This is a genomic window from Variovorax sp. ISS6 (assembly GCF_056523145.1).
Map to the genome: position 1 here is coordinate 4,009,010 of NZ_JAWRZC010000001.1, position 23,528 is coordinate 4,032,537.

A 23,528-nucleotide genomic window follows, 5' to 3' on the forward strand; every position below is an offset into this window, starting at 1 on the left:
GACCTTCGACACTGGATTGCAGGCATTGCCGTCCCTACCGTGGAGGCCTTCTCATCCACTCGCTTGAAAGAAGGAAGGCCCCTCATGCATACCCGTCCTGCCATTTGCCCCGCGGCGCGAACCCCTGTCGCGCTGTTGATCGTGAGCCTCGTGCTGGCCGCCTGCGGCGGTGGCGGTGGAGGCGGCTTCGCCGGCTTCCCGGTCGCTCCCGCGCCCGCGCCGGCCGCGCAGACGCCTCCGCCGCCGCCCGCGCCGGCCGAAACCGCCCCCTCGATCACGACGCAGCCCTCGAACGCCACCGTGGGCCAGGGCGTGCCCGCCACCTTGAAGGTGCAGGCCGCGCGCGCCACGGCCTACCAGTGGCAGCGCAGCGTCGATGGCGGTGCGCGCTGGACCGATGTCGCCGGCGCCACCGGCGACAGCTTCACCACGGCCGCGAGCCAATTGGCCGACAGCGGCCAGCAACTGCGCGTGCGCGTGAGCGGCGCCGGTGGCAGCGTGACCAGCCGTGCCGCCACGCTGACGGTCAAGGCCTGGGTCGCCAACGTGCTGGCGACCACGGGCGTGAGCTACAGCAGTCCCTATCAACTCGCGCTGGATGCGAGCGGCGCGAAGCTCTACGTGGCCATGGGCGGCAACGGTTCCGTCTACAGGATCGACACCGCGAGCGGCAGCGGTGCCGAGGTGACGCCGGGCGCGACCCTGACTACGCCGTCCGGCCTGGCCCTTGCGGCCGATGGCACGCTCTACGTGAGCGACCAGCACCGCATCAGCAAGATCGCCGCCAATGCCACGACCGCCAGCACCTGGGTCGGCGGCGCCACGAGCGGCTATGCCGACAGCCCGGCCACCGTCATGTTCCACAACCCCACCGGCCTCGCGCTCGACAGCGGCGGCAACCTGTTCGTGGCGGACACCGAGAACAAGCGCGTGCGCAAGGTCGCGGCCGACGGCACCACGAGCACGCTCGCGGGAGACGGCACGCAGGCCTATCTCGACGGCGTGGGCACGGCCGCCCAGTTGGCCCGCCCGCAGGGCCTGGCGATCAGCCGCGACGGCAAGACGCTCTACGACACCGACACCGACAGTCCCTGCCTGCGCAAGATCGACATCGCCACCGCCACGGTGAGCACGCTGCTGGGCGATTGCGCCAACGGCAACGCGGGCGCCGGGGTCGTCGACGGCACGGCCGCCACGCCGGCCAAGCTCGGCTATTCCTACGGCGTGGCGGTCGATGTGCACGACAACGTGTTCCTCACCCATGCCTGGGATGGCGTGGTGCGCGTGGTCACGCCCGCGGGCGAGATCGGCACGCTGCGCGACGGCGCCGGCGCGGCGATCACGTTCAACTTTCCGATCGGCGTGGCGGTGGCCGGCGATGGGTCCGTCTACGTGGGAGCGACCAACGGCAACCAGATCTTCAAGCTCACGCTGGCACCCTGAGTGCATCCGCTCCATGCGCCGATGGTTCGAAACGGGGCTTCGGGTTGCATGGGGCGCGGTGGTTCGAAGCGATGGCGCCGGGACGATGAGAAATGACGCGCCGATCTCCTCGCATCGACGTCCCGGCCCGCGGCCATAGGCCATACGGCCGTGCAGCCAAATCGTCGGAGTTCCCGACAATGGCGCCGTCATTTCACGGAGTCATCGATGCGTCCGCGTTCCGTCCTCGCCTTCCTTCGGCTGCTGGCCGCGCCGGCATTCGCCGGGCTGCTGTTCCTCTCGACGCTCGCATCCGGGCAGGACCTTCCGGGCGCCAAGGACAACCCGCTGCTCAAGCGCTTCGCGGGCTCGACCATCGTCGGCTACGACTTCAAGCGCTTCGACGAATACCTGGTGCCGACGGGAACCTACAAGGGCTACGACACCACCTCGCGCAAGCGCAGCTGGGTCAGTTCCGTGCCGGTCGAAGGCGCTTTAACCCGCCTCTGGTACGAGTCGGCGGGCGACACCTCCACGGCCGAGCTGATCCGCAACTACCAGAACGAAGTGCAGGCGGCCGGTGGCGTCACGCTCTACGACTCGGGGCGCGACGAGAACTTCAAGAGCCGCTCCTGCTTCCTCTGCCCCTACAGCTGGAACGAGATCAAGACCAGCCGCAGCACCTACACCTTCTCGACCGCCGAGGTCGGGACCGCTCGCCTGGCCAGCTTCAAGATTCCGCGGCCGCAAGGCGATCTCTACGTGGTCGTCGAGGCCGTGCAATGGGCCAAGGACAGCAAGGACTACAAGGCGGTCAAGGGTGCCTACGCGGCGGTCGACATCATCGAGGTCGGGGCGATGAAGCAGAACATGGTGACCGTGAGCGCGGGCGACATGTCGAAGGCCATTGCAGCCACCGGGCGCGTGGCGCTCTACGGCATCCTGTTCGATACCGCCAAGGCCGACATCAAGCCCGATTCCAAGCCCGCGCTGGACGAGATCGCCAAGCTGCTCAAGGCCGAGCCGGCGCTCAAGCTGCGCGTGGTCGGGCACACGGACAACCAGGGCACGCTCGAGAGCAACATCGCGCTGTCGAAGCGGCGCGCGGAGGCGGTCAACGCGGCGCTCGTCGGTCAGTACGCGATCGCGGCCAACCGGCTCGGCGCCTACGGCGTGGCGGATCTCGCGCCGGTCGCCAGCAACGCGGCCGAGGACGGCCGCGCGAAGAACCGGCGCGTGGAGCTGGTGCCGCAGTAGGCGCGGCGCCGGTGGCCGCGTCACTCCTTGCGATCGAGGGCCAGCGACAGCGCGATTCCCAGCGCGAGACCGATGCCGATCCCCAGGCCGATCTCGTCGAGCAAGGCACCGATGCCCACGCCGGCCGCGAGCCCGGCGCCCACGCCGAATCCCTGCTTGGTTTTCATCGCTCCAGTCTAGGTGCGTGGGCCGTGCGCAGGTTCTACAGCTTGTAAGAACTGTGCAGGGGCCGGCCGCCTACCGCCGGGTCTCCTGGCTCAGCCATTCGCGCTGCGCCGCCAGCACCTCGTTCGCGGAGCGACCCAGCAACTGCGCATAGACCGAAGGCGCGGTCGCCCCCTCGGTGCTGATCAGGAGCACGCGCGACGAGGCATCGAGCCCGGCCTGCGCCTTCGCCGTCCCGGACCGCGCGAGCTGAAGCAATGCCGCCGCGCCCGCCGCGCCCGATTCCCCGCTCACCACCGGCAGGTCGCGCGCCGAGCCCTCGGCCAGCCGCCGCATCGCACCGACCGCTTCTTCATCCTCCAGCGTGAGGAAGAGATCGACCGAAGGCTCGAGAAAGCGCCAGGCCAGGGTCGAGGTCTCGCCGCAGGCCAGGCCGGCCATCACCGAATCGACGCTGCCGGTGGCCACTGCCGGCCGGCCTTCGATGGCGCTGCGCGTGAGGCAGTCGGCCTGGCGCGGTTCGGCGACGACGAGTACGGGACGGCGTTCGCCGAAGCGTTCCCAGAGGTAGCTCGCCACGCCGGCCGCGAGGCCGCCGACGCCGCCTTGCAGGACGACGTGGCTGAAGGGGCAGGCGCCGTCGGACTCGGCGGCGAGCTGTTCGAGCGCCTCGTCGACCATCGTGCCGTAGCCCTGCATCACGTCGCGTGGCACCTCTTCGTAGCCGGGGTAGGCGGTATCGGACACGACCTGCCAGCCATGCCGTTCGGCGAGCTGCGCGGCATGCGCGACCGAGGCGTCATAGTTGCCCTCGATGCGCACGATCTCGGCGCCGAAGTCGGCAATGGCCTGCTCTCGCTCGGTGCTCACGTGCCGGTGCAGCACGATCACGCAGCGCACGCCCACGCTGCTCGCCGCGGCGGCGAGCGCGCGGCCGTGGTTGCCGTCGGTGGCACTGATGACGACGAGTTCCTTCAACGCGTTCGCATGTTCGCCGCGCAGCACCGCGTCGGCGCGCCAATCGGAATGGCGCCGCAGCACCAGCCGCACCAGCGCGGCCGGTGCGCCGAGCGCCTTGAAGCTGCCGAGCGGCGAGCGCAGCGACTCGTCCTTGAGGAACACCTCGGCGACGCCGCAGGCCTGCGCGAGATCGGGCAGGCGGTGCAGCGGCGTGGGCTCGGGCGCGAGCAGCGACCAGCGCGAGAGCCACGCGCGCGTGGCGCGTGCCTCGTCGATGCTGAGGATGCGGTGCAGCGCCTCGGGGTAGGGCGCGCGCACGGCGCGGGCATTGCGGACCAGCATGTCGAGCTTTCGAAGGAGGGATTGGGGTTCAGCGCGGCAGCCGCATGCGCACCAGCTCGGCGAAGTAGCGCGCGCCGATCTCGAGCACTGCGTCGTTGAAGTCGTAGCCCGCGTTGTGCAGCGGCGTGCCGCCGGGCTGGCCGTCGGCACCGTTGCCGAGGAACACGAAGGCGCCGGGCACCACGCGCAGGAAGGCGCCGAAGTCCTCCGAGGCCATCATCGGCACGGTGTTCGCGTCCACGCGAGCGGCGCCGAGCACCGCGGTCGCGGCGGCCACGGCGTGCGGAACGCATTCGGGCCAGTTCATCGTGGGCTCGAACTCGTGCGTGTACGAGAACGCGCACTCGGCGCCATGCAGCCGGCAGATGCCTTCGCTGATCTCGCGCATGCGCCGCTCCAGCGTGGCCTGCACGGCGGGGTCGTAGCTGCGGGTATCGCCCTTGATGATCACGTTGGAGGGAATCGCGTTGCGGATGCCGTCGGTGATGAACTCGGTGCACGACACCACGGCCTGCGCGCCCGGGTCGAGGCTGCGCGAGACGATGGTCTGCAGCGCGAGCACGATCTCGGCGCCGATCACGATCGGGTCGATGCCCATGTGCGGCCGCGCCGCATGGGTGCCGCGGCCGCGCACGTGGATCGTGAAGTTGTCTTCGCTGGCCATGATGCCGCCCGCGCAGGTGGCGATGGTCCCGGCCGCGAGGCCCGGCATGTTGTGCAGGCCGTAGATCTCGTCGACCGGGAAGCGCTCGAACAGGCCGTCGGCCATCATCGCCTTGGCGCCGCGGCCATGCTCCTCGGCGGGCTGGAAGACGAAACGCACGGTGCCGTCGAAGTCACGGCGCTCGCGCAGCAGCCGCGCCGCGCCGAGCACGATCGACATGTGGCCGTCGTGGCCGCAGGCGTGCATCTTGCCCGGCGTGGCCGAGGCATGGGTACGGCCCGGCGCCGACTCGGCGATGTCGAGCGCATCCATCTCGGCGCGGATGCCGATCGTGCCGGGGCCTTCGCCCACGCGCAGGTTCGCCACCAGCCCGGTGCCGCCGATGCCCTCGTGCACCTCGAGGCCCAGCGCGCGCAGCGTGCGCGCGACGAAGGCCGAGGTGCGGTGCTCGGCGAAGCCGGTCTCGGGAATGGTGTGGAGGTAGCGACGCCAGCCCGAGAGCTCGGCATCGAGCGGCGCGTCGGCGGTCGGATCGGGGGCGGGGAGGGCGGAGGTCATGGGCAACAATGCTATGCCGCCGACCCCTGAATCTGCGCGCATTGAAGGGGGCGGCGACGCAATTCCATTCCACCCGCCGCGCCCCGTCGACCACGCCCATGCCCACGCCCCTCGATGCCTACGACCTCAAGCTGCTGGCGCTGGTGCAGCAGGACGCGCGCCTGCCGCAGGGCGAGCTGGGCCGGCAGGTGCACCTGTCGGCCGCGGCGGTCAACCGGCGCCTGAAGCGCATGGCCGACGAGGGCGTGATCGAGCGCCATGCGGCGATCGTCAATCCCGACGCGGTGGGCTGCGAGCTCACCGTGATCGTCGAGGTCGAGGTGGAGAGCGAGCGCGCCGATCTGCTCGATGCGATGAAGCGCGGCTTCCAGGCCTGCCCGCAGGTGCAGCAGTGCTACTACGTGGCGGGTGAATGCGACTTCGTGCTGATCTTCGCGGTGCGCGGCATGGCCGAGTACACGCGGCTCACGCGCGAACTGTTCTTCGAGAACAGCAACGTGAAGCGCTTCAAGACGCTGGTGGCCATGAGCCGGGTGAAGGTGGGGCTGACGGTGCCGGTGGACGAGGCCTCGCAGGGCACTGGCGCATGAGCCCGCGCCGGAGTCGGTCCGACCGGTGCGGTTGACGCTGGCCGATCCCGGGCGCAGCATCCCGCCTGGCACGACGTGTGCCGGGGAAGAAGAAGAGGAACCGCATGAGACAAGAAGGATGGTGCCGCGCGCTCGCGGCCGTGGGCGCTTGCGCGCTCGTCGTGACGATGGCGGCGTGCGGAGGAGGCGGGGGTGGCGGTGGTGGCGGCGGGCTCCCGCTGCTGCCCTCGAGCCCGGCGCCGGAGCCACCCGCCTCGCCGCCGCCGGCCGCCACCGGCCGCGTGGTCAGCGAGACGGTCAACGCGAAGAAGTACGGCGCGGAATATCGCATCGAGGTCTTTCTTCCGGCCGCCTACGACGCGGGCACCGAATCGCTGCCCACCATCTATGCGCTCGACGGCGACGCCACCAACGGCCTGCCCGAGACACGCTTCACGAACCTGAAGAACGTGCTGCTCAAGCGCGGCACCAAGGCCATCCTGGTCGGCATCGGCGGCACCGCGCGGCGCCAGCAGGACTACAACTTCCCGGGCGCCGACGGCTACCACGCCTTCCTCGCGACGGAGCTGGTTCCCTACCTCGAGTCGAAGTACCGCATGGATCCGAAGCGCCGCATGCTCACGGGCCTGTCGACCAGCGGCAACCTCGCCGCGACCGCGTTGTTCCTCGAGGCGCCGGACGCGCTGGTGTTCTCGTACTTCCTGTCCTTCGAGGCCGCCTTCTGGCAGCAGAAGGACCTCAACTTCGAACTCGAGCAGAAGATGTTCACCGCGCTGGCCGGCAGGTCGCTGCCGGTGACGATGGTGCTGGCGCGCTGCGAGAGCGGCTGCAACGGGCCGGGCGTGAGGGAGATGTACGACCGGCTCGCGGGCCGCAACTACAAGGACTTCAAGCTGATCTCGACGCTGTTCGACGCGACCCACGTCGGCACGGACGTGCTGGCCTTCGATGACGCGATGGCGAAGCTGCTGCCCTAGGCGGCTGCGCTCCGTGCGCCATGCACGGATTCCAAAGCCCGACTGCCGGCGGGGTTCTGCGCCCTCGGCCAACAATGGCGCCGATCCGCGGGCCAGTCGGCCCGCACCACCCTGGCCCGCGGGCCGAAGGAGCAGCATCTTGGAATACCGTCATCTGGGCCGATCGGGCCTCAAGGTCCCCGTCCTGAGCTTCGGCACCGGCACCTTCGGGGGCAAGGGCGAGTTCTTCCAGGCCTGGGGCAGCACCGACGTGGCCGAGGCCCGCAAGCTGATCGACATCTGCCTCGACGCGGGGGTCAACATGTTCGACAGCGCCGACATCTACTCGGGCGGCGCGGCCGAGTCGGTGCTCGGCGAGGCGATCAAGGGCCGGCCGCGCGACAAGCTGCTGATCTCGACCAAGGCCACCTTCCGCAGCGGCGAGGGCGCCAACGAGGTCGGCTCCTCGCGCTACCACCTGGTCGCCGCGGTCGACGCGGCCCTGAAGCGCCTGGGCACCGACTACATCGACCTGTTCCAGCTGCACGGCTTCGATGCCGCCACGCCGGTGGAAGAGACGCTCTCGACGCTCGACGACCTGGTGCGCGCCGGCAAGCTGCGCTACGTGGGCGCCTCCAACTTCTCGGGCTGGCACCTGATGAAGTCGCTGGGCGTGGCCGAGCGCTACGGCTATCCGCGCTACGTGGCGCACCAGGCCTACTACTCGCTGGTGGGCCGCGACTACGAATGGGAGCTGATGCCGCTGGCGCAGGACCAGGGCGTGGGCGCGGTGGTGTGGAGCCCGCTGGGCTGGGGCCGGCTCACCGGCAAGATCCGCCGCGGCCAGCCGCTGCCGGCCAACAGTCGCCTGCACGTCACGGCCGACATGGGCCCGCCGGTGCCCGACGAGCTGCTCTACCGCGTCGTCGATGCGCTCGAGAAGATCGCCGGCGAGACCGGCAAGACGGTGCCGCAGGTGGCGCTGAACTGGCTGCTGCAGCGCCCGACGGTGTCGAGCGTGGTGATCGGCGCGCGCGACGAGCAGCAGCTGCGCCAGAACCTCGGCGCGGTGGGCTGGAACCTCACGAAGGAGCAGGTGGCCGAGCTCGACGCGGCGAGCACGACGACGCTGGCCTATCCGTACTGGCACCAGCGCGGCTTCGCGGAGCGCAATCCGGCGCCGGTCTGATCGGGCTCAGCCCTTCTCGGGCGTCAGGCTCAGCACCCAGCGCTTGAAGTGCTCGAGCGCCCCCGAGGCCGGCCGGCCCTCGGGATAGGCGAAGTAGTAGCCCTGGCTCACGTCGAGGCTGCGGTCGATCGGGATCACGAGCTCGCCGGTGCGCAGCTCGTGCTGGATCAAGAGGCGCGGCGCCAGGCCCACGCCCATGCCGGCCGCGGTGGCGGCCGTCACCATGGTGAAGAGCTCGTAGCGCGGCCCGCGCGAGGCATGCACCGTGTAGTCCCAGCCCTGCTGCGCATACCAGTCGCGCCATGCATGGGCGCGCGTGCTCAGGTGCACGTGGCGGCAGCGCGCGAACGCGGCCTCGTCCCAGGGGCCGTTGGCATCGCGGAAGGCCGGGCTGCACACCGGCACCATCTCGCCCTCGGAGAAGATGCGCCCGCCGCGCGTGTCGGGCCAGAACTGGTCGCCGAAGTAGATCGCGGCGTCGTAGGCGTTCTCCTGGAACGAGAAGGGCTGCGAGCGCGCCGACAGGTTGACCGTGATGTTGGGATGCAGCCGGCTGAAATCGGGCAGGCGCGGAATCAGCCACTGGGTCGCGAAGGTGGGCACCACCGCCACCTCGAGCACGAAGCCCATGTCGTGGCCGGCGGCGATCTCCAGCGTGTCGCGCCGGATCTGGTCGAGGTGGCGGCGGATGCGCGCCGCGTACTCGCGGCCCACGTCGGTCAGCGTGAGCCGGCGCCGCACGCGCGAGAACAGCGCCACGCCGAGCCGCTGCTCGAGCATCGCCACCTGGCGGCCGACCGCGCTCTGCGTGAGCGCCAGTTCGCTCGCGGCGCGCGTGAAGCTGCCCAGCCGCGCCGAGGCCTCGAAGGCCTGCAGCGCGCCGAGGTTGGGTATGTCTTTTCTCATCTCGCCTGCTTGTCCTGGTGGGCCGATTCTGGCGCGGCCCGCTTTCCGTCAACCAAAGCATTCATCGCGTCGCCGATCCGGCGGTCTTCCTTCCGGGATCGCACAACGTCGTGCGCATTGAGCGTTTGTTGCGCCCGCCAGCGCGACTCTATTCTGCGTTCGGGCCTCCAGCGCGGCCCGCACGCACAAACACAAGGAGACTTTCGATGACCGCTTCGCGCGTATCGCCACGGCGCCATGCAGCCGCCTCGGCCTGCCTGCTGACCGGCGTCCTGGCCGGCGCCCTGGCGCTGCCGGCCTGGGCCCAGTCCGAGCAGACGGTGCTGATCGGCCATGCCGGCCCGCTCACGGGCGGCGCCGCCCACTGGGGCAAGGACAACGACAACGGCGCGCGGCTCGCGGTGGAAGACCTCAACAGGCAGAACCTGCTGATCGGCGGCAGGAAGATCAAGTTCGTGCTGCAGTCCGAGGACGACCAGGCCGATCCCAAGCAGGCGATGGTGGTCGCCAACAAGCTGGCCGACATGGGCGTGAAGGGCATCCTCGGCCACTTCAATTCGGGCGCCGCCATTCCCGCCTCGGCCGTCTACAGCCGCGCCGGCCTGCCCGACGTGTCGACCGCCACCAACCCGAGCTTCACGAAGCAGGGCTACGACAACGTGTTCCGCATCCTTGCGAGCGACGACGACGTGGGCATGGCGATCGCGAACTACACGGTGAAGGAGCTCAAGGCCACGAAGATCGCCGTGATCGACGACCGCACCGCCTACGGGCAGGGCGCGGCCGAGGTGTTCGCGCGCGGCGTCAAGGCGCTGGGCGGCACCATCGTCGCGCAGGAGTACGGCAGCGACAAGGCGACCGACTTCATGGCGATCCTCACCAGCATCAAGGCGAAGCAGCCCGAGGTCGTGTTCTACGGCGGCATGGACGCGCAGGGCGGGCTGATCGCGCGCCAGATGAAGCAGCTCGGCATCACGGCCAAGCTGCTTGGCACCGACGGCCTGTGCACCAACGAGGTCGCCAGGATCAGCGGCGGCGCGGTCGACGGGCTGCTCTACTGCACGCGCGGCGGCAAGGAGGTCGAGAAGACCACCAGGGGCGCCGAGTTCGAGCAGCGCTACAAGGCGCGCTTCGGCGTCGACGTGCTGACCTACGCGCCCTATCTCTACGACGCGATGATGGCGCTGGCCGCCGGCATGCGCGAGGCCAACTCGGTCGAGCCCGCGGCCTACCTGCCGGCGATGCGCAAGGTGAAGTTCGACGGCGTGACCGGCGCCATCGCCTTCGATGCCAAGGGCAACCTGCAGAAGCCCGACTTCACCGTCTTCACCTACAAGGACGGCAAGCGCGTGCGCGTCGCCGGTTCCTGAGGCGGCCCCGGTGCGCACGCTCGATGCGGCCGAGACGGCCGCGGCCTTGCCCTGGGGACCGCTGGTCGAGGCCATGCTGCGGATGTTCGAGCGCGAACGCCGCGGTGAGGCACGGGCCGCGCCGCGCACCGCGGTGCCGCTTGCGGCCGGCGGCACGATGCTGCTGATGCCCGCGGCCGACGCCGAGTTCGCCGCGCTCAAGACGGTGACCGTGCATGCGGGCAATGCGGCGCGCGGCCTGCCGGTGGTGCAGGGCGAGGTGGTGCTGCTCGATGCGGCCACCGGCACGCGGCTGCTCGCGCTCGACGGCAATGTGCTGACCGCGCGGCGCACGGCGGCCCTGTCGCTGGCCGGCGCGATGCGCGCGGGGCGCACGGGGGCGGAACACGTGCTGTTGATCGGCGCGGGCGTGCAGGCGCGCGCGCATGCCGAGGCGCTGGCCGAACTGTGGGGTGTGCGCCGGCTCGCGATCCATGCGCGCACCGCGGCCCATGCCGAGGACCTCGCGCGGCACATGCGTTCGCTGGGCGTCGAGGCGCAGGCGATCGCCGATCCGGACGCCGTCGCGCGCGAGGCCGACCTCGTCGTCGCCGCGACCAATGCGCTCGACCCCGTGGTGCCGCCGGACCTGCGCCCCGATGCCTGCGTGATCGCGATCGGCGCCTACCGCGCCGACATGGCAGAGGTGCCCACCGCGCTGGTGCGCCGCGGCAGCGTGTTTGTGGATACGCTGGAGGGCGCGCGCCGCGAGGCCGGCGACCTGATCCGCGCCGACGTCGATTGGCGCGCCGTGCAGGACTTCGCGCATGCGGTGCCCGCCGCGGCCGGCGCGCCGGTGCTGGTCAAGACCGTGGGCCATGCGCTGTGGGATCTGGCGGCGGCGCGGCTGGCGCATGACGAAGGAAGGTGACGATGACGAGCGGAGCGAAAGGCATTCCATGCGGCGTGTGGTGATCATCGGCGGCGGGGCCATCGGCTCGGCCATCGCCTATTTCCTGACCCGCGATCCGGCGCAGGAGCCCTTCGAGGTCACGGTGGTCGAGCGCGACTTCTCGTACAGCCAGGCTTCGTCGGCGCTGTCGGCCAGCTCGATCCGCCAGCAGTTCTCGACCGCCATCAACATCGAGATGTCACGCTACGGCATCGACTTCTTCCGCGGCCTGGGCCAGACGCTGCGCGTGGGCGACGAGGTGCCCGACATCGGCCTGGTCGAGCCCGGCTACCTGTACCTGGCCTCGGCGGTGGGCGAGCGCGTGCTGCGCGAGAACCATGCGTTGCAGAAGGCCCATGCGGTCGACGTGGCGCTGCTCGCGCCCGCGGAACTGAAAGCGCGCTTTCCGTGGCTCGGCGTGGAAGGCGTCGCGCTGGGATCGCTGGGCCTGTCGGGCGAGGGCTGGTACGACGGCTACAGCCTGCTGCAAGCCTTCCGCAGGAAGGCCGTGTCGCAGGGCGTGCGCTACGTGCAGGCGCAGGCCACCGGGCTGCAATGCGAAGGGCGCCTCGTGCGTGGCGTCGTGCTCGCCGACGGCCAGGCCCTGCCGGCCGACGTGGTCGTGAATGCCGCGGGCGCCTGGGCCGCGACGGTGGCGCGCTGGGCCGGCATCGAGCTGCCGGTGCGCGGCCGCCGGCGCAGCGTGTTCAGCTTCTCGTGTCCAGAGTCGCTGCCCGGCTGCCCGCTGCTGATCGACACCTCGGGCATCTGGCTGCGCCCCGAGGGCCGCCAGTTCATCTGCGGCTTCGCGCCGCCCGAGGACCAGGACCCCGACGACGCGCCGCTCGAGGTCGAGTACGAGGCTTTCGACGGTTTCATCTGGCCCGCGCTGGCCGAACGCGTGCCGGCCTTCGAGGCCATCCGCATGACCGGTGCCTGGGCCGGCTACTACGAGATGAACCTGTTCGACCACAACGCCATCCTCGGCCTGCACCCCGACTGCGACAACCTCTACTTCGCCAACGGCTTCTCGGGCCATGGCCTGCAGCAATGCCCGGCGGCGGGGCGCGGCGTGGCCGAGCTGATCCGCTTCGGCGGCTACCGCAGCCTCGACCTGTCGGCCGTGGGCTTCGAGCGCATCCTGCGCAACATGCCGCTCTTGGAGCGCAACGTCATCTAGGGGCAAACCTCGCGGGCGTAGGATGGCCCCCGAAAGGTGTCCCGACATGACCGCCAAGACATTGACCGACACGGCCGCAGCGCTGCTGGCCGCCGACAAGGGCCTGCTCGCGATGGACGAGAGCAACGCCACCTGCAACAAGCGCTTCGCCGCGCTCGGCATCCCGCAGACCGAGGCGGCGCGGCGCGACTGGCGCGAGCTGATCGTCACGGCGCCGGGGCTGTCCGACAGCATCGGCGGCGCGATCCTGTTCGACGAGACGCTGCGCCAGACCACCCACGCCGGCGTGCCCTTCGCGCAGGCCCTGGCCGCTGCGGGCATCGTGCCGGGCATCAAGGTCGATACCGGCGCCAAGCCGCTCGCGGGCCATCCGGGCGAGACCGTGACCGAGGGCCTCGACGGCCTGCGCGAACGGCTGGCCGAGTACGCGGGCCTGGGCGCGCGCTTCGCCAAGTGGCGCGGCGTCATCGCGATCGGCGCGGGCCTGCCCAGTAGCGCCTGCACCCACGTCAATGCCCATGCGCTCGCGCGCTATGCGGCGCTGTGCCAGGAAGCCGGGCTGGTACCCATCGTCGAGCCCGAGGTGCTGATGGACGGCGACCATTCGCTCGCGCGCTGCGCCGAGGTCACGCAAGAGGTGCTGCACCGCACCTTCGCCGAGCTGCGCGCGCAGGGCGTGCTGCTCGAGGGCATGCTGCTCAAGCCGAACATGGTGCTGCCGGCGCAGAACGCCGCCGTGCAGGACGACGTGGCCGCGGTGGCCGACGCCACGGTGCATTGCCTGCTGCGCAGCGTGCCCGCGGCGGTGCCGGGCGTGGCCTTCCTCTCGGGCGGGCAGTCGGCGCAGCTCGCGTCGGCGCGGCTCAATGCGATGAATGCCCGCTTCGGCGCGCGGCTGCCGTGGGCGCTGAGCTTCTCGTTCTCGCGCGCGGTGCAGCAGCCCGCGCTCGAGCTCTGGAAGGGCGACCCGGCCCGCGTGTCCGAGGCGCAGAAGGCCTTGGTGTTCCGCGCGCGCTGCAACCGGGCCGCGCGGCGCGGCACCTACGATGCGCGCAACGACGCGCCGCTGTAGGCCGCCCCCTCATTTCCCATCCCTTCAGAAAAAGAGACGAGACGCTTCATGGACTTCCAGGACCAGTACCGCCGCAAGCGCGCCAGCGCCGCCGATGCCGTGCGCCAGGTGCGCAACGGCGACATGATCATCGTGCCCACCGGCGTGGGCGAGCCGCCCGCGCTGCTCGAGGCGCTGTCCGAGCAGCGGCGCGATTTCCGCGACGTCAAGGTCGCGCAGATCCTCGCGATGCGCAAGTACGCCTACATCGATCCCGAGACGGTGGCGCACGTGCGCCATGTCGCGCTGTTCTTCGGCGGTGCCACGCGCGCGGGCGGGCAGGAGGGCTGGATCGATTTCCTGCCCAACTACTTCTCGGAGATCCCGGCGCAGATCGAGCGCGGCCAGATTCCGGCCGACGTGGTCTTCAGCATGGCCTCGCCGATGGACGCGCACGGCTACTTCGCGCTGAGCCTGGGGGCGGACTACACGATGGCCGCCGTGGCCAAGGCGCGCGCGGTGGTGCTCGAGGTCAACCCGAACGTGCCTTTCGCGCATGGCGCCTGCCATGTGCACGTGTCGCAGGTGGCGGCGCTGGTCGAGAGCGAGGCGCCGGTGCTCGAGGTGGGCCTGCCCAAGATCGGTCCGGTGCAGCAGGCGATCGGCAAGTACGTGGCCGAGCGCATCGACGACGGCTCGACCTTGCAGATCGGCTACGGCGGCATTCCCGACGCGGTGGTGATGCAGCTCACGGCCAAGCGCGACCTCGGCATCCACACCGAGATGATCGGCGACGGCATCCTCACGCTGGTGGAGAGCGGCGCCGTGACCAACCGGCGCAAGAACCACCTGCCGGGCAAGTCGATCGCGACCTTCGCGCTCGGTTCGAGCAAGCTCTACCGCTTCATGGACCGCAACCCGGCGCTCGAGATGCATCCGGTGAACTTCACCAACGACCCGGCGCTCGCGGGCCTCAACGACAACCTGGTCGCGATCAACGCCACCATGCAGATCGACCTGCTGGGCCAGTGCGGCTCCGAGAGCCTGGGCCATGCGCCGTACTCGGGCACGGGCGGGCAGTCGGACTTCGTGCGCGCGGCCAACCGTTCGCGCGGCGGCAAGGCCTTCATCGTGCTGCCCTCGACCGCCAAGGGCGACACCATCTCGCGCATCGTGCCCTCGCTGTCTCCCGGCACGCACGTGAGCACGAGCAAGAACGACATCGACTACGTGGTGACCGAGCATGGCGTGGCGCAACTGCGCGGCAAGTCGGCCAAGCAACGTGCGCGCGAGCTGATCGCGATCGCGCATCCGGACTTCCGCGCGGAGCTGGAAGAGCAGGCACAGCGGCTGAGGCTGCTGTGAGTTCGTTCTAGGAGTCCGCGCGCTCCAGAAAGTCCTGCAGCTCGCGCTGCGTGGGCAGCGTGCTCTGCGAGCCGAAGCCGCGCACCGCCAGCGCCGCCACCGCGCAGGCCAGCCGCATCGCGCGCGGGATGCCGAGCGCCCAGTGCACCGCCAGCGCCGCGGCGAAGGCATCGCCGGCACCGGTGGTGTCGATCACCGGCACGCGGAAGGCCGGCTGCTCGTGCAGCGTGCCCTGGGCATCGACGTGCGCCGCGCCTTCGCCGCCGCGCGTCACGACGATGCGGCCCGGCCATCTCGCCAGCAGCGCGCGCCAGTCGGACTCGCCGTCGCCGAAGCCCGCCATCAGCTCGTGCTCGTTGGCGAGGAACAGATGCACCCGCCGCGCCAGTTCGGGCGGGATCGCGCCCGCGGGGGAGGGCGTCAGCAGGAAGGGCTTGCCGTGGCGGTGGGCGAGCTCGGCCGCCTCGAGCGCGGCCGCCAGCGGAATGCCCAGCTCGGCCAGCACCAGGTCGCTGCGCGCGAACAGCGGTTCGGCCGTGCGCACGTGCGCGGCGCTGAGCCGGTGGTTGGCGCCCGGCACCACGGCGATGGCGCTCTCGCCCTGGCAGGCGAACACCGCCGCGGCGCCGGTGGGGGCGTCGGCCGTGGTGGCCACGTGGTCGGTGCGCACGCCCTCGGCGCGCAGGCGGCCCAGCAGCTCGCGGCCTTCCGCGTCGTCGCCGGTGCAGCCGACCAGCCAGGCCTCGGCGCCCAGGCGCGTGGCCGCCACGGCCTGGTCGGCGCCCTTGCCGCCGGACGCGCGGCGAAAGCTCTGCCCGCCCAGCGTCTCGCCGGTGCGCGGCAGGCAGGGTGCTTCGAACACGTAGTCCATGTTGATGCCGCCCACCACCAGCAAGCGAGTCATGGCTTGTCTTTTCCCCTTTGGCTGCGCCCCGCGGGGTCGCGAAGGCGCGGCAAGTATGCAGCATCAAATACGCACATAAACGGACATATATCGAGGGATTTCCCTGAGAATAATTTCGATATTGTTCGATTTGAAATGTTCGAATGAACAATAGAATTCGTTCGTTCTATCGAACAACCGAACGCCTGCCGGCTTCCGGCGCGCACCTTCCAGAGCATTCGAAAGGAGACAGGTCCATGAAGAAGTCGATCACCCGCTGCGTCGCAGCCGCCGTCCTCGCGCTGTGCGCGGGCCATGCATTCGCGCAGGACAAGCCGCTCAGGTCCATCGGCATCACGCTGGGCGACATGGCCAATCCGTTCTTCGTCGCGATCGGCCGCAGCGCCGAAGCCGAGGCCAGGAAGATCAATCCGGCGGTGAAGGTGACCACGGTCTCGAGCAAGTACGACCTCAACACGCAGGTCGACCAGATCGACAACTTCATCGCCAACAAGGTCGACGTGATCGTGCTGGGCGCGGCCGACTCCAAGGGGATCGCGCCGGCCGTGCGCAAGGCCCGCGCGGCGGGCGTGATCGTGGTGGCGGTGGACGTGACGGCCGAGGGCGCGGACGCCACCGTGATGTCCGACAACACGATGGCGGGCGCCGAGTCTTGCAAGTTCCTGGCCGAACGCATCGGCGGCAAGGGCAACTTCGTGATCGTGAACGGCCCGCCGGTGTCGTCGATCATGGACCGCGTGAAGGGCTGCAAGGAGACGCTGGCCAAGTACCCCGGCATCAAGCTGGTGTCGGACAACCAGGACGCCAAGGGCAGCCGCGACGGCGGGCTGGCCGCCATGGCCAACATCCTGACGGCGCAGCCGAAGATCGATGCGGTGTTCGGCATCAACGACCCGACGGCGATCGGCGCCGAGCTCGCGATCCGCCAGGCGCGCCGCACCGACATCAAGGTCACGGGCGGCGTCGACGGCTCGCCCGACGGCGAGGCGGCGCTCAAGGCCAAGGACTCGCTGTTCGTCGTCACGCCGGCGCAGGACCCGAACGAGATGGCCGCGGAGAGCGTGCGCGTGGCCTACGGCCTGCTCAACGGCCGCAAGCCCGCCAAGACCCTGAACCTGATGGCGACGCCGCTCACCACGCGCGACAACATCGCCGGCTACAAGGGCTGGGTGCGTTGAGCACGCAGGCCGCCATGGACGGGTTCGTGCTGGAGATGTCCGGGATCCACAAGCGCTTCGGCGCGACCCGGGCGCTGCACGACATGCGGCTGCAGGTGCGCCCCGGCGAGATCCACGCGCTGATGGGCGAGAACGGCGCGGGCAAGAGCACGCTGATGAAGATCCTCTCGGGCGTCTACCAGCCCGATGCCGGGCAGATCCGCGTGGCCGGCCAGCCGGTGGCCATCCGCAGTCCGGCCCATGGCCAGCGCGCGGGCATCAACCTGATCTACCAGGAGCTCGCCATCGCGCGGCACCTCACGGTGGCCGAGAACGTGTTCATGGGCAACGAGCCGCGCGCGGCGCTCTGGCTGGTCGACCGCGCGCGCATGCTGCGCGAGACCGAGCGCGTGCTGCAGCTGCTGGGCGCGCAGTTCGGCGCCGACTGGCCGGCCGGCCGGCTGTCGATCGCCGAGCAGCAGCAGGTCGAGATCGCGCGGGCGCTGGTGCACAAGGGCCGCATCCTGATCATGGACGAGCCGACCGCCGCGCTGTCGGACCGCGAGACGGCGCACCTGTTCCGCGTCATGCGGCGGCTGCGCGACGACGGCATCGCGATCATCTACATCAGCCACCGGATGGCCGAGGTCACGGCGCTGGCCGACCGCGTGACGGTGCTGCGAGACGGCTGCCACGTGGCCGACCTGGCGCGCGACCAGATCGACGAGCAGCGCATCGTGCAGATGATGGTCGGGCGCACGCTGACCGACTTCTACCAGCACCGCGGCCGGCGCCCGCCCGGGCGCGTGATGCTGGAGCTGCGCGACCTCAGCGGGCCGCGCAACCGGCCGAGCAGCCTGCGCGTGCACGCGGGCGAGGTGCTGGGCCTGGCCGGGCTGGTCGGGGCCGGGCGCTCCGAGCTGGCGCGGCTGGTGGTGGGCGCCGACGCGCGCACCGGCGGCACGATCCTGGTCGACGGCCAGCCGGTCGACGTGCGCCGTCCGCTCGACGCCATCCGCCTCGGCCTGGGCTACGTGCCCGAGGACCGCAAGGGGCAGGGCCTGTTCCTGCAGCTCAGCGCGCTGACCAACGTGGCGATCAACGTGCTGCCGCGGCATGCGGTCGCGGGCGTGCTGAACCACGGCGCGCTCGACCGCCTGACGCGCCGGGCCATCGCGCGGCTCAACGTGAAGATCGCGGGGCCGCAGGGCATCGTGGGCGCGCTGTCGGGCGGCAACCAGCAGAAGCTGCTGCTGGCGCGCTGGCTCGAGATCCAGCCGCGCGTGCTGATCCTCGACGAGCCCACGCGCGGCGTCGACGTCGGCGCCAAGAGCGAGATCTACCGGATCATCGGCGAGCTGTCCGAGGCCGGCGTGGCCGTGGTCGTGATCTCGAGCGAGCTGCCCGAGATCGTCGGCGTGTGCGACCGCGTGCTCGTGATGCGCGAAGGCGCCATCGCGGGCGAACTCGCGGGCGATCGCATCACCCAGGAAAACATCATCCAACTCGCAGTCAACGCTCCCGAGCCGGAGCGGCACATCGCATGAACGCCTCGACCGCAATCCACCCTTCCTCCTCTTCTTCGCCGCTCCAGGCCGTGGTCTTCGACATGGACGGGGTGCTGATCGACACCGAGATCGTCTGGCAGCGCGTGCGCGAGGACTTCGCGCAGAGCATCGGCGCGCGCTGGACCACCGAGGACCAGGAGTCGACCATGGGCACCAACACCGCGGCCTGGTCGCGCATCATGGTCGAGCGCCTGCGGCTGCACGAGCGCAACGGCATGGACGGGGCCGCGATCGCGCGCGAGATCGTGGGCCGCATGCTGGCGCAGTACCGGCGCCACCTGCCGCTGCGCGCCGGTGCCGTGGAGGCGGTGCGCATGGCCGCGCGCTCGCACGCGGTGGCGCTGGCCACGGGCTCGCCGGCCGAGCTCGCGCACCACGTGCTGCAGGCCAGCGGCCTGGCACCGCTGATGCAGGCCGTGGTCTGCGGCGACGACGTCGAGCACGGCAAGCCCGCGCCCGACATCTACCTGCTCGCGCTGTCGCGCCTGGGCATCGCGCCGCAGGCCGCGGTCGGCATCGAGGACAGCGCCAACGGCCTGCGCTCGCTCAAGGCCGCCGGCATGGCCGCGATCGCCGCGCCCGGGCCCGACTACCCGCTGTCGGCCGAGGCGCTCGCGCTGGCCGACCTGCGCATCGACACCATGGAAGCGCTGACGCCCGGGCTGCTGCAGCAGGCCCATGCCAACGCCACGCGCGCGCCGCGCTGATCCGCGCCGCACACCTCCACACCACCGAACCCTCGCCATGTCCAAGACACTCGTTTCCCCGGCGCTCCCGCCGGCATCCCCTCCGGGCGGCACGCCGGCGCGCGCCAGCCGCGCGACCGGCATCCTCCAGCGCCTGGGCATGCTGCCCGCGTTGCTGATCCTCTACCTCGTGTTCTGGGGCCTCACCGTCTACCTGTCGGGCGACGGCGGCTCGAACTTCGCGACCACCGCGAACACGATGAACATCCTGCGCCAGGTCTCGATCAACCTGGTGCTCGCGGCCGGCATGACCTTCGTGATCCTGACGGCGGGCATCGACCTGTCGGTGGGCTCGATGCTGGCCGTGTCCGCGGTGCTGGGCATGCTCACCTCGCTTACTTCGCACGCGGCGCTGTCGCTGCCGGTGTTCCTCGCTGCGGGCCTGCTGATGGGGCTGCTCAACGGCACCACGGTGGCGCTGCTGAAGATCAATCCCTTCATCGTGACGCTGGGCACCATGACCGCACTGCGCGGCGCCGCCTACCTGTTCGCCGACGGCACCACGGTGCTCAACAGCGAGATCCCTAGCTTCGGCTGGATCGGCAACGAGGACTTCCTGGGCCTGCCCTGGCTGGTGTGGATCGCCGCCGGCGTGACGCTGCTGTCGTGGGTCATCCTGCGCAAGACCATCCTCGGCCTGCACATCTACGCGGTGGGCGGCAACCCCGAGGCGGCGCGCCTCACGGGCATCGGCGTGGGCGGCGTGCTGCTGTTCGTCTATGCCATCAGCGGCCTGTTCTCGGGCCTGGCCGGCGCCATGTCGGCGAGCCGGCTGTTCGGCGCCAACGGCAACTGGGGCACCGGCTACGAGCTCGACGCGATCGCGGCGGTGGTGCTCGGCGGCACCAGCCTGATGGGCGGCGTGGGCTCGATCGGCGGCACGATCATCGGCGCGCTGATCATCGGCGTGATCAACAACGGCCTGACCATCCTCGGCGTCTCTTCGTTCTGGCAGTACGTGGCCAAGGGCGCGGTGATCCTGCTCGCGGTGATCATCGACAGATGGCGGCAGAAGCAATCGCAGCACTGAGCGCCATGACCTCCATCACCCCTGTCATCGGCGTCGACTTCGGCTCCGATTCCTGCCGCTGCGTGATCGCCGACGCCTTCACCGGCGAGGAACTCGCGAGCGCGGTGGCGGCCTTTCCGCGCTGGGCCGCCGGCCAGTACTGCGATCCGGTGCGGCGCATCTTCCGCCAGCATCCGCTGGACCATCTCGAGGCGCTGACCCAGGCGGTGCGCGGTGCGCTGTCGCAGGTGGCGCCCGCGGTGCGCGCCGGCGTGCGCGGCCTGTCGATCGCGACCACCGGCTCCACCTCGGCGCCGGTCGACGCCGACGGTCGCCCGCTGGCGCTGCAGCCGGCTTTCGCCGACAACCCGAACGCGATGTTCCTGATGTGGAAGGACCACAGCGCCACGCTCGAGGCCGAGCAGATCACCGCCACCGCGCGCGGCTGGGGCGGCGTCGACTACACGGCGCATATCGGCGGCGTGTATTCGGCCGAGTGGTACTGGGCCAACCTGCTGTGGGTGTTCCGGCACGACGCGCGGGTGCGCCAGGCCACCGCGAGCTGGGTCGAGCATTGCGACTGGCTGCCGGCCGAACTCACCGGCACCACCGCGCCCGCGCAGCTGCGGCGCAGCCGTTGCGCGGCCGGCCACAAGGCGATGTGGAACGAGCGCCACGGCGGCCTGCCGTCGCAGGCCTTCCTGAGCCGGCTCGACCCGCTGCTCGACGGCATCCGCGAGCGGCTCTACGAACGCACCTGGACCGCCGAGACGCCGATCGGCACGCTCACGCCCGCCTGGGCCGACCGGCTGGGCCTGCCCGGCGACGTGACGGTCGGCGTGGGCGCCTTCGATGCCCACATGGGCGCCGTCGGTGCCGGCATCCGCCATCACACGCTGGTCAAGATCATGGGCACCTCGACCTGCGACATCGTGCTGGCGCCGACCGAGGAACTCGGGGACCGCGTGGTCGAGGGCATCTGCGGCCAGGTCGACGGCTCGGTGATGGCCGGGGGCATCGGCCTGGAAGCCGGGCAGTCGGCCGTGGGCGATGCCTTCGCATGGTTCGCGCGCGTGCTCGAGTGGCCGCTGCAGGACGGCGAAGCGCGCGAGGCGCTGCGCGCCGAACTGCTGCCGCGGCTCGAGCGCGCCGCCGCGCTGGAGCCGCCGGGCGCGCACGGCGTGGCCGCGCTCGACTGGCTCAACGGGCGCCGCACGCCCTATGCCGACCAGACGCTGCACGGTGCGCTGTTCGGGCTGTCGCTGGGCAGCTCGGCGCCGCAGCTCTACCGCGCGCTGGTCGAGGCCACGGCCTTCGGCGCGAAGGCGATCGTCGACCGCTTCACCGAGTCGGGCGTGCGCATCGACGAGGTGCTCGCGATCGGCGGCGTGGCGCGCAAGTCGGCGCTGTTGATGCAGATCCAGGCCGACGTGTTCGACCAGCGCATCCGCGTGGCGAAGTCGGAGCAGGCGGTGGCGCTGGGCGCCGCCATGTGCGCGGCGGTCGCATGCGGGCTGCATGCCGACATTCCCGCCGCGCAGAGGGCCATGGCCTGCGGCTTCGACCAGGTCTACGAGCCGCGGCCCGCGGAGGCCGCGGCCTATCGTTTACTATTCCGGCGCTATCGCGAGATGGGCGCCTTGGTGCAAGGGATGAAGGAGAAGGTGGGCCATGACGCTGCATAGAGAACTCAAGCGCGAGGCCTACGAGGCCAACCTGGAAATCCCGAAGCAGGCGCTGGCGCTGTACACCTTCGGCAACGTGAGCGCCTTCGATGCCCGCCAGGGCGTCTTCGCGATCAAGCCCAGCGGCATGCCCTACGACCGGATGACGGCCGACGACATGGTGGTGGTCGATCTCGAGTCGCGCGTGGTCGAAGGCAGCCTGCGGCCCTCGAGCGATACGAAGACCCATGCGGTGCTCTACCGCGCCTTCGAAGGCATCGGCGGCGTCTGCCACACGCACTCGGTGCATGCGGTCGCCTGGGCCCAGGCGCGGCGCCCGATCCCCATCTACGGCACCACGCATGCGGACCACCTCACGGTGGCGGTGCCGGTCACCGAGGTCATCAGCGACGAGGCCGTGGCGCGCGACTACGAGGAGGAGACCGGCCTGCAGATCGTGCGGCGGATGCAGGGCATCTCGCCGCAGGAGGTCGAGATGATCGTGGTGTCGTGCCACGGGCCCTTCACCTGGGGCAAGAGCGCGATGAAATCCGTGTACAACGCACGCGTGCTCGAGGAACTGGCGCAGATGGCCTATCTCACGCAATCGATCGACCCCCAGGCGCGCGAGCTGCCGAGCGCCGTGATCCGCAAGCACTACGAACGCAAGCATGGCGCCGGCGCCTACTATGGGCAGGCCCGATAGACACACGAACCCGCGATGACCCGAAACGCTTCCCGTCCCACGCCCCAGGCCTTCGAGCCGCCGTCCGATCCGTCGCGGCAGGAGGCCCTGCAGGCGACGACGGCGGAGCACCGGCACATGCTGATCCTCAAGGTGCTGGCGCAGGAGGGCGCCTGCCGGGTCAGCGACATGGCGCGCCGCTTCACGCTGTCGGAGATGACGCTGCGGCGCGACCTGCAGGAGATGCACGACGCCGGCCTGCTCAAGCGGGTGCACGGCGGTGCGCTGCCGATCGGGCGCGACACCGAGTTCGGCGTGCGCATCCAGGAAGGCTCGTCGCAGAAGCAGCAGATCGGCACGGCGGCGGCCGGGCTGATCCAGGACGGCTGGTCGATCTACCTCGACGCCGGCACCACCTCGATGGAGGTGGCACGCGCGATCCAGCAGGGCCTGAAGAACGTGAAGCGGCTCGCGATCGTCACCAACGGCATCAACATCGCCGCCGAGCTGGTGGGCCGCACGCCCTACGACATCTACGCGATCGGCGGCGAGATCTACGCCGCCGGCGTGAGCGCGGTGGGCCCGATGACGCTGGCCCAGGTCGCGAACTTCCATTTCGACCTGTTCTTCATGGGCGCGCGCGGGGTCGATGCCGAGGTGGGCTGGACCAACACCAACCACCTCGAAACGCAAGTCAAGCACGCGGTGATGGAGCGCAGCCGGCAGGTGTGCGCGATCGTGGACAGCAACAAGTGGGGTCAGCGCGCGCTGGTCTCGGTGGTGCCCTTCGGCGCGGTGACGCACTGGGTCAGCGACGCGCGGCTGCCGCAGGCGGCGCGCGATGCGGCGTCGGCCCAGGGGGTGGAGCTGGTGATCGCGGGCGGCTGAC

22 protein-coding genes are annotated in these 23,528 nt (G+C 70.6%); 17 read left to right on the top strand and 5 right to left on the bottom strand.

Annotated elements, in window-relative coordinates:
• Positions 1 to 84: 84 nt before the first annotated feature.
• A complete protein-coding gene (locus tag AC1HIL_RS18640; protein ID WP_479672392.1) occupies positions 85 to 1,443 on the top strand; it encodes an NHL repeat-containing protein in 1,359 nt (452 codons plus the stop codon).
• Between the two features lie 207 nt (positions 1,444 to 1,650).
• Positions 1,651 to 2,679 (top strand): OmpA family protein, encoded by a 1,029-nt coding sequence (locus tag AC1HIL_RS18645; protein ID WP_479672393.1) that lies wholly within the window; start codon positions 1,651 to 1,653, stop codon positions 2,677 to 2,679.
• 20 nt (positions 2,680 to 2,699) lie between these two features.
• Here AC1HIL_RS18645 and AC1HIL_RS18650 read toward each other — a convergent pair whose 3' ends face one another.
• The 3 genes from AC1HIL_RS18650 to AC1HIL_RS18660 form a co-directional block, all read right to left on the bottom strand.
• Positions 2,700 to 2,846, bottom strand: a complete 147-nt coding sequence (locus AC1HIL_RS18650; protein WP_172705714.1) for a hypothetical protein — start codon at positions 2,844 to 2,846, stop codon at positions 2,700 to 2,702.
• 70 nt (positions 2,847 to 2,916) lie between these two features.
• Entirely contained in the window at positions 2,917 to 4,146 is a 1,230-nt protein-coding gene (locus AC1HIL_RS18655) for a diaminopropionate ammonia-lyase (RefSeq protein ID WP_479672394.1), read from the bottom strand.
• Positions 4,147 to 4,174: 28 nt separating this feature from the next.
• Positions 4,175 to 5,368 (bottom strand): M20 aminoacylase family protein, encoded by a 1,194-nt coding sequence (locus tag AC1HIL_RS18660; protein WP_479672395.1) that lies wholly within the window; start codon positions 5,366 to 5,368, stop codon positions 4,175 to 4,177.
• Positions 5,369 to 5,466: 98 nt separating this feature from the next.
• On the opposite strand from AC1HIL_RS18660, the gene AC1HIL_RS18665 reads away from it, so the two are divergent.
• From AC1HIL_RS18665 to AC1HIL_RS18675, 3 genes are all read left to right on the top strand, one after another.
• A complete protein-coding gene (locus AC1HIL_RS18665; RefSeq protein WP_057591089.1) occupies positions 5,467 to 5,958 on the top strand; it encodes an Lrp/AsnC family transcriptional regulator in 492 nt (163 codons plus the stop codon).
• 104 nt (positions 5,959 to 6,062) lie between these two features.
• Complete coding sequence (locus AC1HIL_RS18670) at positions 6,063 to 6,935, top strand: alpha/beta hydrolase (protein ID WP_064262173.1); 873 nt, start codon at positions 6,063 to 6,065, stop codon at positions 6,933 to 6,935.
• A gap of 139 nt (positions 6,936 to 7,074) precedes the next feature.
• Positions 7,075 to 8,103, top strand: coding sequence for an aldo/keto reductase (locus tag AC1HIL_RS18675; RefSeq protein ID WP_057596714.1), 1,029 nt, complete (start codon positions 7,075 to 7,077; stop codon positions 8,101 to 8,103).
• 6 nt (positions 8,104 to 8,109) lie between these two features.
• Here AC1HIL_RS18675 and AC1HIL_RS18680 read toward each other — a convergent pair whose 3' ends face one another.
• Positions 8,110 to 9,009, bottom strand: coding sequence for a LysR substrate-binding domain-containing protein (locus AC1HIL_RS18680; RefSeq protein ID WP_057596715.1), 900 nt, complete (start codon positions 9,007 to 9,009; stop codon positions 8,110 to 8,112).
• 206 nt (positions 9,010 to 9,215) lie between these two features.
• On the opposite strand from AC1HIL_RS18680, the gene AC1HIL_RS18685 reads away from it, so the two are divergent.
• Genes AC1HIL_RS18685 through AC1HIL_RS18705 form a run of 5 tightly spaced genes read left to right on the top strand, consistent with a single transcriptional unit; the run spans position 9,216 to position 14,906 of the window.
• Positions 9,216 to 10,379 carry a branched-chain amino acid ABC transporter substrate-binding protein gene (locus AC1HIL_RS18685; RefSeq protein ID WP_261205946.1) on the top strand — a complete coding sequence of 388 codons (1,164 nt, stop codon included), beginning with the start codon at positions 9,216 to 9,218 and terminating at the stop codon, positions 10,377 to 10,379.
• Positions 10,380 to 10,389: 10 nt separating this feature from the next.
• The gene (locus AC1HIL_RS18690; protein WP_479672396.1) at positions 10,390 to 11,289 is read left to right on the top strand and encodes a delta(1)-pyrroline-2-carboxylate reductase family protein; all 900 of its coding nucleotides are present in this window, start codon (positions 10,390 to 10,392) and stop codon (positions 11,287 to 11,289) included.
• Between the two features lie 28 nt (positions 11,290 to 11,317).
• Positions 11,318 to 12,490 carry an NAD(P)/FAD-dependent oxidoreductase gene (locus tag AC1HIL_RS18695; RefSeq protein WP_479672397.1) on the top strand — a complete coding sequence of 391 codons (1,173 nt, stop codon included), beginning with the start codon at positions 11,318 to 11,320 and terminating at the stop codon, positions 12,488 to 12,490.
• 46 nt (positions 12,491 to 12,536) lie between these two features.
• The gene (locus AC1HIL_RS18700; protein ID WP_479672398.1) at positions 12,537 to 13,562 is read left to right on the top strand and encodes a class I fructose-bisphosphate aldolase; all 1,026 of its coding nucleotides are present in this window, start codon (positions 12,537 to 12,539) and stop codon (positions 13,560 to 13,562) included.
• 48 nt (positions 13,563 to 13,610) lie between these two features.
• The gene (locus tag AC1HIL_RS18705; protein WP_395347633.1) at positions 13,611 to 14,906 is read left to right on the top strand and encodes an acetyl-CoA hydrolase/transferase family protein; all 1,296 of its coding nucleotides are present in this window, start codon (positions 13,611 to 13,613) and stop codon (positions 14,904 to 14,906) included.
• Positions 14,907 to 14,913: 7 nt separating this feature from the next.
• Here the strand turns inward: AC1HIL_RS18705 and AC1HIL_RS18710 are convergent, their stop codons facing one another.
• Positions 14,914 to 15,810 (bottom strand): ribokinase, encoded by an 897-nt coding sequence (locus AC1HIL_RS18710; protein ID WP_479672399.1) that lies wholly within the window; start codon positions 15,808 to 15,810, stop codon positions 14,914 to 14,916.
• A 236-nt stretch (positions 15,811 to 16,046) separates the two neighbouring features.
• On the opposite strand from AC1HIL_RS18710, the gene AC1HIL_RS18715 reads away from it, so the two are divergent.
• From AC1HIL_RS18715 to AC1HIL_RS18745, 7 genes are read left to right on the top strand one after another with little or no spacing between them, the layout of a single operon-like run.
• Entirely contained in the window at positions 16,047 to 16,988 is a 942-nt protein-coding gene (locus AC1HIL_RS18715) for an ABC transporter substrate-binding protein (RefSeq protein WP_479672400.1), read from the top strand.
• 35 nt (positions 16,989 to 17,023) lie between these two features.
• Positions 17,024 to 18,514, top strand: a complete 1,491-nt coding sequence (locus AC1HIL_RS18720; RefSeq protein WP_413764550.1) for a sugar ABC transporter ATP-binding protein — start codon at positions 17,024 to 17,026, stop codon at positions 18,512 to 18,514.
• The gene (locus AC1HIL_RS18725) at positions 18,511 to 19,242 is read left to right on the top strand and encodes an HAD family hydrolase (RefSeq protein ID WP_479672401.1); all 732 of its coding nucleotides are present in this window, start codon (positions 18,511 to 18,513) and stop codon (positions 19,240 to 19,242) included. The genes AC1HIL_RS18720 and AC1HIL_RS18725 overlap by 4 nt, the downstream gene beginning before the upstream one ends.
• A gap of 37 nt (positions 19,243 to 19,279) precedes the next feature.
• Positions 19,280 to 20,311: an ABC transporter permease subunit gene (locus AC1HIL_RS18730; RefSeq protein WP_057596723.1), complete on the top strand. Its 1,032-nt coding sequence runs from the start codon at positions 19,280 to 19,282 to the stop codon at positions 20,309 to 20,311.
• A gap of 5 nt (positions 20,312 to 20,316) precedes the next feature.
• On the top strand, positions 20,317 to 21,975 hold the full coding sequence (locus AC1HIL_RS18735; RefSeq protein ID WP_479672402.1) for a ribulokinase: 1,659 nt from the start codon (positions 20,317 to 20,319) through the stop codon (positions 21,973 to 21,975).
• Positions 21,962 to 22,660, top strand: a complete 699-nt coding sequence (gene araD / locus AC1HIL_RS18740; RefSeq protein ID WP_057596725.1) for an L-ribulose-5-phosphate 4-epimerase AraD — start codon at positions 21,962 to 21,964, stop codon at positions 22,658 to 22,660. The genes AC1HIL_RS18735 and araD overlap by 14 nt, the downstream gene beginning before the upstream one ends.
• Positions 22,661 to 22,675: 15 nt before the next feature.
• Positions 22,676 to 23,527, top strand: a complete 852-nt coding sequence (locus AC1HIL_RS18745; protein ID WP_412179600.1) for a DeoR/GlpR family DNA-binding transcription regulator — start codon at positions 22,676 to 22,678, stop codon at positions 23,525 to 23,527.
• Position 23,528 lies beyond the last annotated feature (1 nt).